The sequence below is a fragment of the Rhodopila sp. genome, assembly GCF_965276935.1.
In the GTDB taxonomy this organism is placed as follows: domain Bacteria; phylum Pseudomonadota; class Alphaproteobacteria; order Acetobacterales; family Acetobacteraceae; genus Rhodopila.
Genome location: NZ_CBDIBS010000004.1, coordinates 932,636 through 948,959, shown reverse-complemented (window position 1 = coordinate 948,959; position 16,324 = coordinate 932,636). Strand labels below are relative to the sequence as shown.

General features: G+C 63.4%; 11 protein-coding genes. 10 read left to right on the top strand and 1 reads right to left on the bottom strand.

The window, feature by feature from the left end; translation table 11 throughout:
* The first annotated feature begins 75 nt into the window (after window positions 1-75).
* From ACQY4S_RS20650 to ACQY4S_RS20625, 6 genes are all read left to right on the top strand, one after another.
* Entirely contained in the window at window positions 76-756 is a 681-nt protein-coding gene (locus ACQY4S_RS20650) for an arylesterase (protein ID WP_428487079.1), read from the top strand.
* Between the two features lie 24 nt (window positions 757-780).
* The gene (gene thpR / locus ACQY4S_RS20645) at window positions 781-1,317 is read left to right on the top strand and encodes an RNA 2',3'-cyclic phosphodiesterase (RefSeq protein ID WP_428487078.1); all 537 of its coding nucleotides are present in this window, start codon (window positions 781-783) and stop codon (window positions 1,315-1,317) included.
* Window positions 1,318-1,582: 265 nt separating this feature from the next.
* A complete protein-coding gene (locus tag ACQY4S_RS20640; protein WP_428487077.1) occupies window positions 1,583-2,329 on the top strand; it encodes an SDR family oxidoreductase in 747 nt (248 codons plus the stop codon).
* Between the two features lie 13 nt (window positions 2,330-2,342).
* Window positions 2,343-3,188, top strand: a complete 846-nt coding sequence (locus ACQY4S_RS20635) for a fumarylacetoacetate hydrolase family protein (protein WP_428487076.1) — start codon at window positions 2,343-2,345, stop codon at window positions 3,186-3,188.
* A 276-nt stretch (window positions 3,189-3,464) separates the two neighbouring features.
* Window positions 3,465-4,928 carry an ArnT family glycosyltransferase gene (locus ACQY4S_RS20630; RefSeq protein WP_428487075.1) on the top strand — a complete coding sequence of 488 codons (1,464 nt, stop codon included), beginning with the start codon at window positions 3,465-3,467 and terminating at the stop codon, window positions 4,926-4,928.
* 106 nt (window positions 4,929-5,034) lie between these two features.
* Window positions 5,035-5,937 carry a fatty acid desaturase gene (locus ACQY4S_RS20625; RefSeq protein ID WP_428487074.1) on the top strand — a complete coding sequence of 301 codons (903 nt, stop codon included), beginning with the start codon at window positions 5,035-5,037 and terminating at the stop codon, window positions 5,935-5,937.
* Window positions 5,938-6,073: 136 nt separating this feature from the next.
* On the opposite strand, the gene ACQY4S_RS20620 is transcribed toward ACQY4S_RS20625, so the two are convergent.
* The gene (locus ACQY4S_RS20620; RefSeq protein ID WP_428487073.1) at window positions 6,074-6,436 is read right to left on the bottom strand and encodes a hypothetical protein; all 363 of its coding nucleotides are present in this window, start codon (window positions 6,434-6,436) and stop codon (window positions 6,074-6,076) included.
* An 894-nt stretch (window positions 6,437-7,330) separates the two neighbouring features.
* Between ACQY4S_RS20620 and ACQY4S_RS20615 the strand changes: the two genes are divergently transcribed.
* From ACQY4S_RS20615 to secA, 4 genes are all read left to right on the top strand, one after another.
* Window positions 7,331-10,852, top strand: a complete 3,522-nt coding sequence (locus tag ACQY4S_RS20615) for a PAS domain S-box protein (RefSeq protein WP_428487072.1) — start codon at window positions 7,331-7,333, stop codon at window positions 10,850-10,852.
* A 234-nt stretch (window positions 10,853-11,086) separates the two neighbouring features.
* Window positions 11,087-11,926, top strand: a complete 840-nt coding sequence (sseA, locus tag ACQY4S_RS20610; RefSeq protein WP_428487071.1) for a 3-mercaptopyruvate sulfurtransferase — start codon at window positions 11,087-11,089, stop codon at window positions 11,924-11,926.
* A gap of 2 nt (window positions 11,927-11,928) precedes the next feature.
* On the top strand, window positions 11,929-13,137 hold the full coding sequence (gene metC / locus ACQY4S_RS20605; protein WP_428487070.1) for a cystathionine beta-lyase: 1,209 nt from the start codon (window positions 11,929-11,931) through the stop codon (window positions 13,135-13,137).
* A gap of 336 nt (window positions 13,138-13,473) precedes the next feature.
* The gene (secA, locus tag ACQY4S_RS20600; protein WP_428487069.1) at window positions 13,474-16,287 is read left to right on the top strand and encodes a preprotein translocase subunit SecA; all 2,814 of its coding nucleotides are present in this window, start codon (window positions 13,474-13,476) and stop codon (window positions 16,285-16,287) included.
* Window positions 16,288-16,324 lie beyond the last annotated feature (37 nt).

The window sequence follows — 16,324 nt, the reverse complement described above, 5'->3', positions numbered from 1 at the left end:
AAAACGAGGTTTCTGATCCGCACGAGCGGCGGCGTAGCCCCAAGAGGCAATGGAGCGGGAGGCGGAGTAGGCGGAATGGAATCCATTGCCTCGGTATATTGCAGTGCGCGGTGCGCGCGGAAGGCCCATTGGGCCACGGCACTTCTTATCTATTTGTTAGCCGTGATTTCACCGCCGCACGCGGCGCACGCGGCGCCCGTGCGGCTGCTGGTGCTAGGCGACTCGCTGTCGGCTGGCTATGGGCTGGCGCATGAGGACGGCTTCGAATCCCGGCTGCAGGCGGCGCTGAAGGCGCACGGTCAAGACGTAAACATCGTTGATGGCGCCGTATCGGGCGATACCAGCGCTGGAGGGCGCGCCCGTCTGGATTGGGTGCTGAGCGACGGCGCCGATGCCGCGATCGTGGAGCTCGGCGCGAATGACGGCTTGCGTGGAGTGGACCCCAAGGACATGGAAGCCAATTTGACCGCTATTCTGGACGCCTTGGCCGCCAAACACATCCCGGTATTGCTGACCGGAATGTATGCCCCGCCCAACCTCGGGCCCGATTATCAAAAGGCGTTCCGGGCGGTGTTCGATCGGCTCGGCCGGCGGCCCGGCGTGCTGTATGATCCGTTCTTTCTGGAGGGCGTCGCCACGGTCCCCGACCTGAACCAGGCCGACCACATGCACCCGAACCTGACAGGGGTGAATCGAGTCGTTGCCAGAATCCTGCCGCTGGTGGAAAAGCTGCTGGCCAAAGTCAGACCCGGATGACCCTGACGAGATGGGATGGCTCGGATGAGACTGTTTGTCGCCCTCGATCTGCCTTGGGAACTGCGGCGGAAAGTGGCGGTTTTGGCTGGAACGGGTATTCCGGGCGCGCGCTGGGTGCCGCCGGACAACTACCACCTGACCCTGCGCTTCATCGGCGAAACGCCAAGCTATCTGGCCGAGGAGATCGACTACGCGCTGGCGGGATTACGGGCACGCCAATTCCCGTTGACGTTGACCGGGGTGGGGATTTTTGCCAAGGGTGGACGCAGCACGGCATTGTGGGTGGGTGTGGAACGCAACCCGCAGCTTGACCACCTGCAAAACAAGATCGAGACCGCCTTAAAACGCGCTGGCCTGGACCCGGAGCGGCGGCGCTTTCAGCCACATCTGACATTGGCTCGGCTCGATAATGTTGCCGAAGCCAAGCTGGCGTCCTACGTGCAGGCACACAATCTGTTTCGCGCGGACCCGGTGCCGGTGGAGCACTTCACGCTGTTCAGTTCCCAATTGGGAAAAGAGGCGTCCGTCTATACCGCCGAGGTGGAATACGCATTGGCATAAGGTCGTTCGAATGTGTCATTGCGATCCGCGTCCTGCGATGCGGAAATACCTCCTGCAGGCACCTGTCGACGTCATCGCCAGAGGCAGGCTCTTCCAGCCATGCAGGCTGGGCTTGACTTGGCGACCCCCTCAATCCCTGATGTTTGCCAAATGCCTTCCGGAAGCAACGACTGGGCACATTTCGGCGCGGTGACAAGTGTGCTAACGCCGTTCGGACTTGTCGGACTTGTTGCTTACATCCCGTCAGCTTTACCGGAGTCAGCCCATGTCTGCCCTGTCTGGGAAAACCGCCTTCATCACCGCCGCCGGCCAGGGCATCGGGCAGGCGACCGCGCTGGCCTTCGCCGCCGCCGGAGCACGCGTGGTCGCCACCGATGTCGACGCGGCGAAGCTGGACGAATTGACGTCCGAGCTGATCCGAACCGCAGCGCTGGACGTGCTGGATGCCGCGGCCATCACACGGGCGGCGGCCGACGCCGGGCCGGTCGATATCCTGTTCAACTGCGCCGGCTTCGTCCACCAGGGCACCTTGCAGGAGGCGACGGACGCCGAGTGGTCCTTCGCGTTCGAACTGAACTGCCGGTCGATGTTCCACACCATGCGGGCCTTCCTGCCCGGGATGCTGGCGCGCGGCGGCGGCGTGATCCTGAACATGGCTTCGGTGGCGTCGAGCCTGAAAGGCGTGCCCAGCCGCTTCATCTATAGCGCCACCAAGGCCGCGGTGATCGGCATGACCCGATCGGTTGCCACCGACTACGTGACCCATGGCGTCCGCTGCAACTGCCTCTGTCCCGGCACGGTGCTGACGCCGAGCCTGGAGGAGCGCATCACGGAGAATGCGCAGGCCGCGGGATCGATCGATGCGGCCCGCGCCGCCTTCGTCGCCCGTCAACCGATGGGCCGGCTCGGCAGCCCATCGGAGATTGCCGCCCTGGCGGTCTATCTGGCCGGCGACGATGCCAAATTCATCACCGGCCAAGCCATCGTCATCGACGGCGGCCTGACACTCTAGACGGAGACCTATCATGAAGCTGCTACGCTACGGTCCGCCAGGGTCTGAAAAACCCGGCCTGTTCGCCAACGACGGCACAATCCGCTGCCTGAGCAGCCTGGTTCGCGATGTCGACGGGTTCGCCCTGTCGGATGCCTCCCTGCGGATGATTGCCAGTATCGAACCTTCGGCCTTGCCGAAGGTCGAGGGCAATCCGCGCATAGGCGCCTGTGTGGTGCGGCCAGTGAACTATGTCTGTATCGGCCTGAACTATGCGGACCATGCGGCCGAGACCGGAAATCCGATCCCGAAGGAGCCGATCGTATTCCTCAAGTCTCTTGGCGCCTTCACTGGTCCGAACGATGACGTGAAGCTGCCGCGCGGCTCGACCAAGCTGGACTGGGAATGCGAACTGGGCGTGGTGATCGGCAAGACCGCCCGTTACGTGCCGGAGCACGAGGCGATGGACCAGGTTGCCGGCTACTGCGTCTGCAACGACGTGAGCGAACGCGAATACCAGACGGAGCGCGGCGGCACGTGGGACAAGGGCAAGGGCTGCGACACCTTTGGCCCGACCGGCCCTTGGATGGTCACCAAGGACGAGATCTCGGACCCGCAGGACCTGCCGCTTTGGACCGAGGTGAACGGCAAGCGCTTCCAGGACGGCTCCACCCAGACGATGATCTTCGGGGTGCGCAAGCTGGTCAGCTATGTCAGTCACTTTATTACTCTGCACGCAGGCGATGTGATCGCCACCGGCACGCCGCCAGGCGTGGGCGTGGGAGTGAAGCCGGAGCCGGTCTTCCTGAAGCTGGGCGACGTGATGCGGTTGGGGATCGAGGGGCTGGGCATTCAGACGCAGCGGGTCATTGCCGCGTAACGGCTCATCTGCCTTAGTACCTGGGATCTGGGAACGGTAACGGCTGAGCATCAGGCACGGTCACCCAGTCCTGTTATGGGGGCGCAGGTCCGACGTGGGTTGAATAGGGATCGACGCGTGTCGCTTAGGTCCCTTTGTCATGTTTGGTCGACCGAGCAGGTGTGGGAAGGTCAATCCCGCTACCGACGACTTGCGGTGCCGGACGCAGCAAAGCGATAGATGATCGGCCTCCGCTGGCCACGACCCAGGGACGTATAGCAGAAATCGCCGCACGCCATGAGGCTTCTCCCAATCTTCCTGTTGGTGGTCGCAACGACCCTGATCCGGCTGGGCTTTGCCGCGACGACCGGATTGGGGGTGGACGAGAGCTATATGGTCACGGCTGGGCGATTGTTCAGTCTCGGCTACTTCGATCATCCACCGGCATCATGGTGGCTGTCATGGGGGGCGGCGCATCTGCTGGGAACCGAGACACCAGTCGCGGTTCGCCTGCCGTTCATCCTGCTGTTCGCAGTCTCGCAAATCCTGATGTGGCGCATCGGCTGCCTGGTGGCGGACAGGCGGGCGGGATTGTGGGCGGCCATCGCGCTGAACCTGTCGCCGGTGTTCGGCGTGACCACCGGAAGCTGGGTTCTTCCGGACGGTCCGCTCGATGCGGCCTTGCTGGGTGCGGTGCTATGCCTGCTGCACGCGCTGTCCTCGGGTGATCAAGGCCTTAGATCGTGGTCCGGTGCCGGCTTGTGTGCCGGCTTGGCACTGTTTTCCAAATATACCGCCGTTCTGCCGATCGGGGGCGCCTTGCTGTATCTACTGACTCACCGGCGGGATCGCCGCTGGCTGGCGCGCCCAGGGCCTTATATCGCCGTCGCTCTGGCGTCCGCAGTGTTCGCGCCGGTGCCGGTCTGGAACGCGCTGCACGGCTGGGCGTCGTTTACCTTTCAGGGCGACAGGGCCGCCGGATTGCGGTTCCGCCCACTAATGCCGCTGACCACTCTGGCCGGGGAGGCGCTGTTCGTGCTGCCCTGGATCTGGTTGCCAATGATGCTGCTGTTTATCCGCGGGTTCCGGCGGGACGCGCCCTGGCAACACCGCCTGCTGGTGTGGCTGGCGGCGCCGCCGATCGTCTGCTTCGCGCTGATTTCCGCTTGGTCGAGCCAGCGCATCCTGTTTCATTGGGCTGCTCCAGGTTACCTGATGCTGTTCCCGCTGCTAGGCGAGGCGATCGGCGGCTGGCTCGACCGCGTCTGGGTGCGGGCGCTGATCGCCGGGACCACGGCCTTGGTGCTGGTGGCGTTGGTGGTGATCTCAGCGCAAATCCAGTTCGACTGGCTTGGTGGCAGCCTGACCGAGGTGATGCGGAAGGACCCAACCGACCAGGCGCTGGACTGGACATCGCTGCGCGACGATCTTCGGGCAAGGGGATTGCTTCCACCCGGAACCGTGGCGGCGGCGTTAAACTGGCGGGACGCCGGCAAGATCGGCTATGCCTTGGGTCCTGGCACAACGATGTTATGCCTGAGCCAGGATTCGCGGCAGTTTGGCTTTGCCTATCCGCCGCGGGCATTCGCCGGGCAGGAAGTGCTGCTGTTGGCTCTGGAGCCAGCGGAGCAGGTCAGTCAGGAAGCGAAACGGTGGTTTCATGGCGTGCAGGTGCTGCCGAACGCGACCATACGGGATGGCCGGCGGGTGCTGCGGACGGTGACGGTCTTGCAGGGCGAGGGATTTCACCCGGGGCGGTGACGGCGGCCCTTTTCCGGTGTATTTACGGGCGGATGGCAATGTATGGACTGTAAACCAGCCCATGGCCGAGACCGAGGCTGTCGAGGACCAAGGCAAGAGGCGCCGAATGACCACACTCTCCGATCGCGTTCTGAGCATCCAGGAGCTTCGCGCGCTGCAAGGCCGCTCCAACCTGCGTGGCGGTGTGCGGCTAGGGACCCATGCCGCGTTGCTTGCCGGCGCCGGTTGGCTGGTGGCAGTGTCCTCCATCTGGACCGTGCTACCGGCAGTGTTCGTGCTGGGGCTGGTGCAGGTGGCGCTGTTTGCGCCGGCGCATGAGACGATGCACCAGACGGCATTCGCCTCTCGACGGGCAAATGCGATTGTTGGCTGGCTGACATCCTGTCCGTCGCTGCTGAACTGGCATTTCTACACCGCCTATCACTTGGCGCATCACCGTCACACACAGATACCCGGTCAGGATCCGGAGTTGATGACGGCCGATCCGGCCACGGTGGGCGGCTATATGTTGCGGATCCTCGGCTTGCCGTTCTGGCGGTTGCGGCTACAAGTCGCCGCGGATTGCTGGCGGGGCGACCTGAGCGCCTATCCTTATATTTCGGCCACGACGGCCCCGGCGATCATCCGGAGCGTGCGGGCCATGACGCTGGTGATGGTCGGCGGTTCGGTCATTTCGGCCATACTGTTCGGCTGGGCCACGCCGCTATTATACTGGATTGGGCCGCAGTTGATCGGTCAGCCGCCGCTGCGAGCCTATCTGCTGGCCGAACATACCGGCTGCACGGAGGATCGGAACGGGTTGACCAACACCCGCACGACGCTGACTTGGGCGCCGGTCCGGTTGCTGATGTGGGACATGCCCTACCACGCGGAGCATCACCTTTTTCCATCGGTCCCGTTCCATCGGCTGGCGGAGGCGCATTGGCTGATCCGATCGAAGCTGGCCTTCGTGCAGCCGGGTTATGCCCGCTGGAACTTGAGTTTCATACGGTCTCTGGCTCGGCAATAGGGCCCGTCTCATCGCAACGTGGCGGACGTTACTGACGGTTGCCAACGTTGCCGCGCGTCCGCACCACGCATGCCATGTCCCAGATGGAATTGGGTTAGAAACGTGGATCGGGGTCCTTGCCGCCTGCTCCAGTCCATCAATCGACAGGCCAGCTTGTGGCCGTGATATCGGTTATTGCGACTTGCTGCTCGGCCCGAAGTTCTCGAAGCGCCTCGATGATTGAGGCATGCCGTTGCCTTGCCCCTGCGAGAGGCTGAACAAAAACAGTCGTGTCGTCGCGCCACATGATCAACCGGGGCTGCGAGTTCAGGTCCGCTTGGAATTCAATGACTTCTTCATAATCCTCGTGCTTAGCAGCATGATCTAGGCGGACCACGATGCCGATGTCATGGAAATTGGCCCAGCTTTCGGCGATGAGAAGGTCGGCGATGCTGAAGGCAACGCCTTTTGGCGGCTTAGACGTTGCGGCGGCGTCGATGGGCACGGTCAGATCGCTCATGGAACGGCCCCTGCGAACGGTCGGGAGGTGGCACTGATCAGGGTAGTAACAAATGAGCAAAGCCTTGTTTCGCTGATCCGGGAGGTCATTCGTTTCAAGGTAAAGTAGCGCATCGGCGCACCATGCTGTTCGAGGAACCTCGCGATCCAGAGCAAAAGTTGGCCGCGGGGTAGAACCTCCCGCGGCCAGAGTCTGGGGGAGGAAACATTCTCGTCTTACCTCGCGAACGCGTGAGGACACAACAACAACCTCACGAAGACGCGATCATTATTAGAATTGATGCCGGAATGCTATGCAATCGTTAAATTTGCGCAAAAAATACTATGAGTGATTGCTTCCGGAAAAAATTGCAAAATCGTCATAAATAAAAACATCTAGGCAACAATAATTTTCTGATCACCTGCATGTATCCCTTTTTGGTATTACCATTGTCCCGCCGTTCATGTCGCGGCTAGGCTCACAAGGCCCAAAAATTTATCTAAATAACATCAAAACTAATTAGCCTCACCATCGACCAGATCAGTGGTTCGACCACCTGAAGCGACCATCAGCGCGTCAAGTGAGCATATGCCAAATCCAGTATGGCTCGGATCATGGCTGCGCCCCAACACAGCCGGCGCGGACGCTGGACATGCTGCAGATAATTAGGCTTCCTCGCTGACTTCGGCAGCATCCTCCGCAATGGCCGGCAGTTTGGCGAACAGGCCAAATGGACATCAAAGGCGTTCCTGTTGTCGTTAAGCACGTTGTTCCAGCGCAGCTCTTGCACATTTATCACGAGAATGTGATAGGAGTCAGGCGGGGCCATATATCTAATTCGGTGGCGGGTGACACCGTTTCTGGCCTTCTGTGGCGTCAGGCGTTGTGCGTGTAGCCGAAGGACAAAGGCCATACATGCAGGTGGTTCAACCCGAAGCCGTGGCTCCTCCTCTAGCCCGCGAGCGGCTGAGCGGCATATCTAATCTGTCGCTACGGTCCCGGCTGCTCCTGCTTGTCATTGTCAGCGTCATACCGTTGGCGTGCCTGGTTCTGGGTCGAGAATACAGCCAGTATCAATCCGAGCGGGATGGCACCTACCAAGGTTTGGTGACAATCGCCCATGGCGTGGCGCTATCGGTGGAGCGTGATCTGCTGCTGCGTTCTTCCGCTCTCGAGACCCTGGCGATGTCGCCGACCCTGCAATCAGACAATGTCGCGCAGTTCGATCAGGAAGCTGAGACGTTCCTAGCGCATCAGCCAGACGGCACCGTGCTCGGCCTCGGGACGCCGGACGCGAAAACCATTCGGATCTATGGATTGCCGCGTCTGATGACGAGCAAGACGACCATGCATACCGCCTCCGCGGCTGGACGCCGGGTCTTTGACACCGGCCGTCCGCTCGTGACGGACCTGCATGTCGGACATGTCACCGGCCAATTAGGCTTCAGCATTGACGTTCCGGTGTTCAAGCAAGGGCGTGTCGTCTACGACCTGTTCATTACGTTGCGTCCCTCCGCCGTAGCTGACCTTGTGTCACGCCAGCGCTTGCCGCCTGGTACAATCTTGTCAGTCGCGGATTCCGCCGGGCTCGTCGTTGCCCGGCTGCCAAATCCGGAGCGATACATTGGCCACCCCATCGTCCCGGCTTTGTGGGCAGAGGTGAAAGCGCACATCGATGGCATCGGTCAGGTGCCAACGCTTGAGGGCACGCCCAGTCTGGCTGCGTTCGCCCACGTCACCCCGTTCAACTGGTCCATCATTGTCGGCGCGCCGGAGCAGGTTTTAGCCGCACCGTTGCGGGCAGCTATCATCCGCACAGTGGAGGACGCTGGATTTGTGCTGATTGCCGGCCTGATCCTTGCCAGGTTGGCGGCGCGACGGATCACTGGTCCGATCGAGCAGTTGCGCCGCCTCGCTGAGCGCGGGGATGCCGCCGACGCCGCGCATGGTGTCTCAACCGGATTGCCGGAAACCGACACGGTCGCCCGTGCACTGGTCTCGGCCGCGGCGGAGCGTCAAGCCACGGCGGTCGCCCTGGCCGAAAGCGAGCAGCGATTCCGCGATCTGTTCGAGCAATCCCCCAGTGGAATTATCCTGGCTGATCCGGAAACAACCCAGGTAGTTGACTGCAATGAAGCAGCCGCGTCCTTCGTCGGCTATCCGGTCGAGGAGTTCCGACAGGTAAAGTTGATCGATCTGAGCCTGCAGACGACCCACGAACGGATCCTGGATGTCGGCCGCGCGGTTGCCGGCGGTGAGGTCTCTCGCTACGAGACCTGGGTGCAGGGCAGGCAGGGGCCGCGCGACCTGCTGATCGCGGTGGCGCCGGTTCGGGTGGACGGCCGCACGCTCATGCTGATCAGCCAGCTTGATGTCACGGAACTCCGTGCGGCCGAAGCCGGCCTGCGCCTCAATGAAGAGCGGCTGGAACTGGCACGCCAGGGCGCCAGCCTTGGCATCTGGGACTGGGATATCGCGAATAAGTCGCTGTCCTGGAGCGACCACCAGTGGCATCTCCATGGTCTCGATCCACTGCCTGACGGTCCGACCCCGGAGGTCTGGCGTCAGGTGATTCACCCGGCCGACACCGACCGTGTGGGCCGCGAACTGCGCCGTGCGCTGAAGCAGCCAAGCTATCCGTTCGCGACTGAATTCACGGTCGTATTGAAGGATGGAGCGCACCGACGGCTTTTGGCGCGTGGCCAGACCATCCGCAATACACAGGGACGCGCCGTGCGGCTGGTCGGGATCAACATGGACGTAACGGCCCGTTACGAGGCCGAAGTGACTCGCGACCGACTGATCGATCTGCTGAAGGCCGAGCAGCGCAGGCTGTCGGAGATCATCGACGTGTTGCCGGTCGGGGTGGGTATCGTCGATCGCGATGGCCTGCTTGTCCTGAGCAATCCGACGGTGCAACGTTTTGCCGATCTGGTCGTTCCGTCAGTGAATGACCCGCGGCCGGACGATTGGATTGCTTATCATTCCGATGGACGCCGCTTCACCCGCGATGAGTTCCCGGTTAGCCGTGCCCTGTGTGGCGAAGCAGTCTCACCCGGTGTCGAATGCCTGCTGCGCGCCGATAACGGGGCGGAGCGGTGGTTCCGGGTAGCCAGCATCCCGCTGCGCTGGGCGGATGGCCAAGTGCAGGAGGTGCTGTCCGTGCTGCAGGATATTGATGCCGAAAGGCGTCTGGTGGACATCCAGCAACAGGCGAACATCCGCCTTGAACTCAGGGTGAGGGAAGAAGTCGCGGCCCGCGAGGCGGCTCAACAGCGCGCCGCCCAGGCCGAGAGGGTGCAAGCCCTCGGACAGATCGCCGGCGGTATCGCACATGATTTCAACAATGTGCTGCAAGCCGTCTCGGGCGGCGCCGCGCTGATCGAGCGGCGTCCCGACAATCCCGAACGCGTGTCGCGGCACGCACGCATGATCGCCGATGCGGCGCGGCGCGGCGCGGCGATCACCAGCCGCCTGCTGGCGTTTGCCCGCCGCGGCGACCTACGCGCCGAAAGCCTGGATGCCGGCGCCCTGCTGGCCGACATGTTGGAAGTCCTAAGCCATACCCTAGGGGGCTCGGTCGTCTGCGAACTGGACGTGCCAGAGGGGCTGCCGCCGCTGTTTGCCGACCGTGGGCAGTTGGAGACGGTGCTGGTCAATCTGGCGACCAACGCGCGGGACGCCATGCCGTCCGGCGGGGTGCTGACCATGTCCGCCTCGGTCGAGGCGGACACCACGAACACGCGCCATCCGGCCGGGCTGGCGCCAGGAGCCTACATGCGGATCAGCGTGAGCGACACCGGAACCGGCATGGATGCGGCAGTCCTGGCGCGGGTGACCGAGCCGTTCTTCACCACCAAGGAGCCGGGCAAGGGCACCGGCCTCGGCCTTGCGATGGCGAAGGGTTTCGTCGAGCAAAGCGGTGGCAGGATGTCCATCCAAAGCACCATTGGCCGGGGCACCTGCATCAGCCTGTGGTTGCCGCAGGCTAATGACGCGGCCGCGGGATCGCGCGAAACGCTGGCCTCCCCCGGTGCTTCGCCGCAGCTGCCCTGTGTCCTGCTGGTGGATGATGACGCGATTGTGCGAGAGGTGCTGACCGCGTCGCTGGAAGATGCCGGCTACTTGGTGCTGGCCGCCGACAGCGGATCAGCCGCACTGTCCCTGTTGCGCGCGGAGGAGCGGGTCAGGATCATCGTGTCTGACCTGACAATGCCGGTCATGGACGGCGTGTCCCTGATCCGCTCCGCGCAGGCGCTGCGGCCTGGCCTGCCGGCGGTCTTGCTGACCGGCTATGCGGGAGACGGCGCGACGCTCGCGTTCGGCGGCGCGATCAGTGGCGCGTTCTCCTTGTTGCGCAAGCCAGTTTCCGGAATCCAGCTTGTCGACCGCATCAGCGGATTGCTGGAGTCGCGGAAGCTGCGTAACAGGCATTGAGGTCTCGCGTGGCGAACAATCGCGGCGGGTTTAGCCTGATGCGCCGGCGCGGACGTGGTGCCGGTCCGCGCCGGCTGCCCTCTTGTCGCATGCCTCGGAACGGTTGGCAGTCGTGCGTGACGGTCTTGCATCTGCCGTCGCCGTTGCTGATCGTTCGGACGGGTTGCCGTCGCGGGGTTGGCCCGGATCGGCGATCGCCGCTAGGGTGCCGGTGCTCGATGTTTGGGAACGCACATGGATCCGCTGGTATCGACTGACTGGCTTGCACACGAACTGGGAAAATCAGACCTGGTGGTATTTGATGCAACCAAGTACCTGCCGACCGAGCCGAAGGACGGCAAGGCCGAATTCCTGAACGCGCACGTTCCCGGTGCTCGGTATTTCGACATCGACCAGATCGCCGACCCGGACACTGATCTGCCGCACATGGTTCCCAGTCCAGGCCGCTTCGCAAAGCTGCTGGGCGCGCTGGGTGTCGGGAATGCAGCACGCGTCGTGTTCTACGACCAGAAGGGCCTGGCTTCGGCGGCCCGTGGCTGGTGGCTGATGCGCTTGTTCGGACATGACGCGGTCGCGGTGCTGGATGGCGGGCTGCCAAAATGGCACAAGGAGGGTCGCCTCCTGGAATCTGGCGAACCCGCTGCGATCTCGCAAGCCGATTTCCGCCCTGATTTCCGCGCCACGCGGTTGCGCGGCATCGGCGACATGCTGCGCAACGTAGCGACGGGCCAGGAACAGGTGCTGGATGCCCGTGCCGCCGGCCGCTTCACCGGCGCTGTTCCGGAACCACGCGCCGGCATGCGCAGCGGCCATATCGAAGGCGCCCGTAACCTGCCGTACACGGACCTGCTGCACCCTGATGCCACCTTCCGTTCGGCGGCCGAGGTGAAGGCGCGTCTGGCAGAGGCTGGTATCGACGGCACCCGCCCGGTGGTGACAAGCTGCGGCTCCGGCGTGACTGCGTGCATCCTGACCTTGGGGCTGGCCGTCGCTGGCCTGCCGGAGGGCGCCGTCTATGACGGCTCCTGGACTGAATGGGGCGGGCGCGCCGATACGCCGGTGGAAGTAGTCTGAACATGGCTGACGATGTCGCACAAACAACCAGGAAACATGGCCTGCGCACCACTCTGTCGCATGTCGGACGCACCACCAAGCGCGAGCATGGCTTCGTCAATCCGCCGCTGCTGCGCGGTTCCACCGTCCTGGTTCCCACCGTCGCCGAACGCCAGGCGCTGCAAGCTAAGCGCGGCGAACGGGTGCTGACCTATGGCACCGGCGGTTCGGCCACGCACTGGGCGTTGGAGGACGCGATCGCCGCAGTGGAAGGCGGCTCTCGCTGCTACATCGTCTCCACCGGGCTGTCCGCTGTCACCACGCCGCTGCTGGCGTGGCTGAAGGCTGGTGATCATATGCTGATGCCGGACCATGTGTATGGTCCGGCGCGTAACTTCGCCACGACGATGCTGCGGGATTTCGGGGTCGATACGACGTTCTACCTGCCGGAGATCGACGAAACGGGCCTGAGCGCGCTGATGCGGCCGAATACCAAGGTAGTCTACACCGAAAGCCCCGGCAGCCATACGTTCGAGGTGCAGGACGTACCCGCCATCGCTCGTGCCGCCCATGCCGGCGGCGCCAAGGTGTTCATGGACAACACCTGGGGCATCCACCACTTCCAGCCCTTCGCCCATGGCGTCGATGTGTCGATCCAGGCGGCGACGAAATATCCGGCGGGCCATTCAGACGTGCTGATCGGCGCGATCACCGTCAACACCGATACGGATTGGCAGATCCTGCACGCGGCGGCGCGCACCCTGGGGCAATACGCCAGCCCGGATGACTGCTGGCTGACCCTGCGCGGCATGCGGACCATGGCGGTGCGCCTGCAGGCGCAGATGGAGTCCGCCCTGCTGATCGCGCATTGGCTGCGTCAGCAGCCGGAGGTGGCGCAGGTGCTGCATCCCGGCCTGCCCGGTGCGCCAGGCCACGAACTATGGCGACGCGACTTCACCGGCGCGTGCAGCCTGTTTGGGGTTGAGTTCAAGTCGTCGTTCACCACCAAGGCCACCCATCGATTCGTCGAGGCGCTGGATCTGTTCGGCATCGGTGCCTCCTGGGGCGGCTACGAAAGCCTTGCGGTTCCCACCACTGGGTTCGTCACCCGCTCCGCCGGTGGCAAGCCTTTCGCGGGGCCGATGGTACGCATTCATATCGGACTGGAAGACCCGGACGACCTGATCGCGGATCTGACGCACGGGCTAGGGGCATTGCGTCAAGAAAACTAGGCTAGCGAGGTCCGCCCGTGGCGACAGCAGAGCGATACCACGCCCTTCCCGGAGGCACGTATACGCTTGCGTGCTGTCCGCCTTCGCCGCCACCTCGGATGCGATCCGGGTGCATAGCCGGCGCGAGGGCACTGTGAACAATTCTTTAGGGTTTGGTGACCATGGCTTATACACGGGCGGGATCAACACGAGTGGGATCAAGCTGTCCTGTAACCGGACATAGCTCTTCGTTTTCACCTTCCGAAAGGGTAACACGCCGCTGTCGTTGACCCTGCGCCCTCCGGGTCCTATCTGAACCTGCCGAACCGGGGGTTCGGCTGTCCCTGAAAGGTCCGTATGCTCGCCGCAATCGCCCGCGCCATCTTTGGCTCCGCCAACGACCGCTCGCTGAAATCGTATCAGCGGCGGATCGCCGGGATCAACGCCCTGGAAGCCGATATGCAGGCCCTGTCCGATGAAGCACTGGCCGGCAAGACCGCCGAATTCCGCGCACGCCTGGCCGATGGCGCAACCCTGGACGAGATCCTGACCGAAGCCTTCGCCGTGGTGCGGGAGGCTGGCCGCCGGGTCCTGGGTCAGCGTCACTTCGATGTCCAGCTTGTTGGCGGCATGGTGTTGCACGACGGCAAGATTTCCGAAATGAAGACGGGTGAAGGCAAGACCTTGGTCGCCACCTTGCCGGTCTACCTAAATGCGCTCGCTGGCCAGGGGGTTCACGTCGTCACCGTCAACGACTACCTGGCCCGCCGTGATGCCGAATGGATGGGGCAGATCTACCAGTTCCTCGGCCTGAGCGTCGGCGTTATCGTGCACGGCCAGGACGAGGAAACCAAGCGCGCCCAGTACGCCGCCGACATCACCTATGGCACTAACAACGAGTTCGGCTTTGACTACCTGCGCGACAACATGAAGTACCGGCTGGAGGACATGGTCCAGCGGGAGTTCTTCTATGGCATTGTCGACGAGGTCGACAGCATTCTAATCGACGAGGCGCGCACCCCGCTGATCATCTCCGGCCCGGCCGAGGACAGTTCCGACCTGTACCGCCAAGTCGACGTCGTGGTGAAGGAACTGGTGAAGGACCCGGAAACCTATGACAAGGACGAGAAATTCAAGACCGTGTCGCTGACCGAGGCTGGCAGCGAGACGGTGGAGGAGATGCTGCGCACCGCCGGCGTGCTGACCGAAGGCAACCTGTACGACATCTTCAACGTCTCGGTGATCCACCACGTGCAGCAGTCGCTGCGCGCCCATACGCTGTTCGCCCGCGACGTGGACTACATCGTGCGCAACGACCAGGTGATCATCATCGACGAGTTTACCGGCCGCATGATGCAGGGCAGGCGCTATTCGGAAGGCCTGCACCAGGCGCTGGAAGCCAAGGAACACGTCACCGTTCAGGCCGAAAACCAAACCTTGGCGTCGATCACCTTCCAGAACTTCTTTCGACTGTATCCCAAGCTGGCCGGCATGACCGGCACGGCGATGACCGAAGCCGACGAGTTCGCCGAGATCTACAAGCTGGACGTGCTGGAGATCCCCACCAACGTGCCGGTCACCCGCCGCGACGAGGACGACGAGGTCTATCGCTCTGCCGCGGAGAAATACGAGGCCGTCGCCAGCCTGATCGCCGAGGCGCGCGAAAAGGGCCAGCCGGTCCTGGTCGGCACCACCTCGATCGAGAAGAGCGAGACGATCAGCAACCTGCTCAAGCAGAAGAAGGTGCCGCACGCGGTGCTAAACGCCCGCTTCCATGAGCAGGAGGCCGAGATCGTCTCCCAGGCCGGGGCGCCCGGCGCGGTCACCATCGCCACCAACATGGCCGGCCGCGGCACCGACATCAAGCTGGGTGGTAACCTGGAGATGCGGTTGCGCAAGGCGCTGGCCGGCATTCATGATGAAGCCGCCGGCGCTGCCCGCGAGGCGTCGGTGCGGGACGACGTCGCCGTCGCGCACCAGGCGGTCAAGGACGCCGGCGGGCTGTTTGTGATCGGCACCGAGCGGCACGAGAGCCGCCGCATCGACAACCAGTTGCGCGGCCGGTCCGGCCGGCAGGGTGATCCAGGCCGGTCACGCTTCTTCCTGTCGCTGGAAGACGATCTGATGCGCATCTTCGGCTCCGACCGGATGGGCGGCATGCTGCAGCGCCTGGGCTTGAAGGAAGGCGAGGCGATCGTGCATCCCTGGATCAACAAGGCGCTGGAAAAGGCCCAGAAAAAGGTCGAGGCGCGCAACTTCGACACCCGCAAGAACGTGCTGAAATACGACGACGTGATGAACGCCCAGCGCAAGGAGGTCTATGCCCAGCGCAAGGAGCTCATGAAGGCGCCGGATGTGTCCGAGATGGTCGCTGAAATGCGCGCTGATGTGTTGGCGTCCATGGTGGCCGCGCGAGTGCCGGAAAAGGCCTTTTCAGAGCAGTGGGAGCTTGCGGAGCTGACCGCCGATGTCGCCCGCGTGTTCAATCTGACCCTGCCGATCGAGGATTGGGGCCGCGAGGACGGCATCGACGAAACCGGTCTGCGTGAGCGGATCGAGAAGGCTGCGGATGGGATGATGGCGGCGAAGGCGGCCAACATGGGCCCCGACCTGATGCGCTTCATTGAGAAAAGCCTGCTGATCCAGACACTGGATGCGGTCTGGAAGGAGCATCTGTATGCTTTGGACCACCTGCGCCAGGGTATCGGACTGCGGGCCTATGGCCAGCGCGATCCATTGAACGAGTACAAGGCCGAGGCGTTTGCCCTGTTCAACGCCATGCTGGACGACCTGAAGGAGCGCGTGACCAGCTTGCTGACGCGCGTCGAACTGGCTCCGGACCGACCGCTGGCGCAACTGATGGCGGAACCTTCCCTGCCTCGGATGGTGGCAAGTCATCCCGAGCCGATGTCCGCCATGGCTTTATCGAACGGGGCGTTGTCCGAAGGAGCGTCATCCAGCGGGGCCTTATCCAGCGAGGTGGCGTCTGGCGCGGCAGTGGACGGCGCGCAAGCTGAAGGCCGGGCTGGGGGCTTGGTTGCGACGCTGCCGGCGCGTACGCCGGCAGTCGACCCGCACAACGAACGCACCTGGGCCGCGACGCCCCGTAATGCGCCGTGCCCCTGCGGCAGCGGCAAGAAGTACAAGCACTGCCACGGCCGGCTGGCCTGAAGCCGGTGGCGGTTTGCCTGGCGCTTGGTGAGGCGCG

Coding starts and splice junctions, on each gene's coding strand:
- ACQY4S_RS20650 (WP_428487079.1), top strand. CDS start 76: ATGGAATCCATTGCCTCGGTATATTGCAGTGCGCGGTGCGCGCGGAAG.
- thpR (WP_428487078.1), top strand. CDS start 781: ATGAGACTGTTTGTCGCCCTCGATCTGCCTTGGGAACTGCGGCGGAAA.
- ACQY4S_RS20640 (WP_428487077.1), top strand. CDS start 1,583: ATGTCTGCCCTGTCTGGGAAAACCGCCTTCATCACCGCCGCCGGCCAG.
- ACQY4S_RS20635 (WP_428487076.1), top strand. CDS start 2,343: ATGAAGCTGCTACGCTACGGTCCGCCAGGGTCTGAAAAACCCGGCCTG.
- ACQY4S_RS20630 (WP_428487075.1), top strand. CDS start 3,465: ATGAGGCTTCTCCCAATCTTCCTGTTGGTGGTCGCAACGACCCTGATC.
- ACQY4S_RS20625 (WP_428487074.1), top strand. CDS start 5,035: ATGACCACACTCTCCGATCGCGTTCTGAGCATCCAGGAGCTTCGCGCG.
- ACQY4S_RS20620 (WP_428487073.1), bottom strand. CDS start 6,436: ATGAGCGATCTGACCGTGCCCATCGACGCCGCCGCAACGTCTAAGCCG.
- ACQY4S_RS20615 (WP_428487072.1), top strand. CDS start 7,331: ATGCAGGTGGTTCAACCCGAAGCCGTGGCTCCTCCTCTAGCCCGCGAG.
- sseA (WP_428487071.1), top strand. CDS start 11,087: ATGGATCCGCTGGTATCGACTGACTGGCTTGCACACGAACTGGGAAAA.
- metC (WP_428487070.1), top strand. CDS start 11,929: ATGGCTGACGATGTCGCACAAACAACCAGGAAACATGGCCTGCGCACC.
- secA (WP_428487069.1), top strand. CDS start 13,474: ATGCTCGCCGCAATCGCCCGCGCCATCTTTGGCTCCGCCAACGACCGC.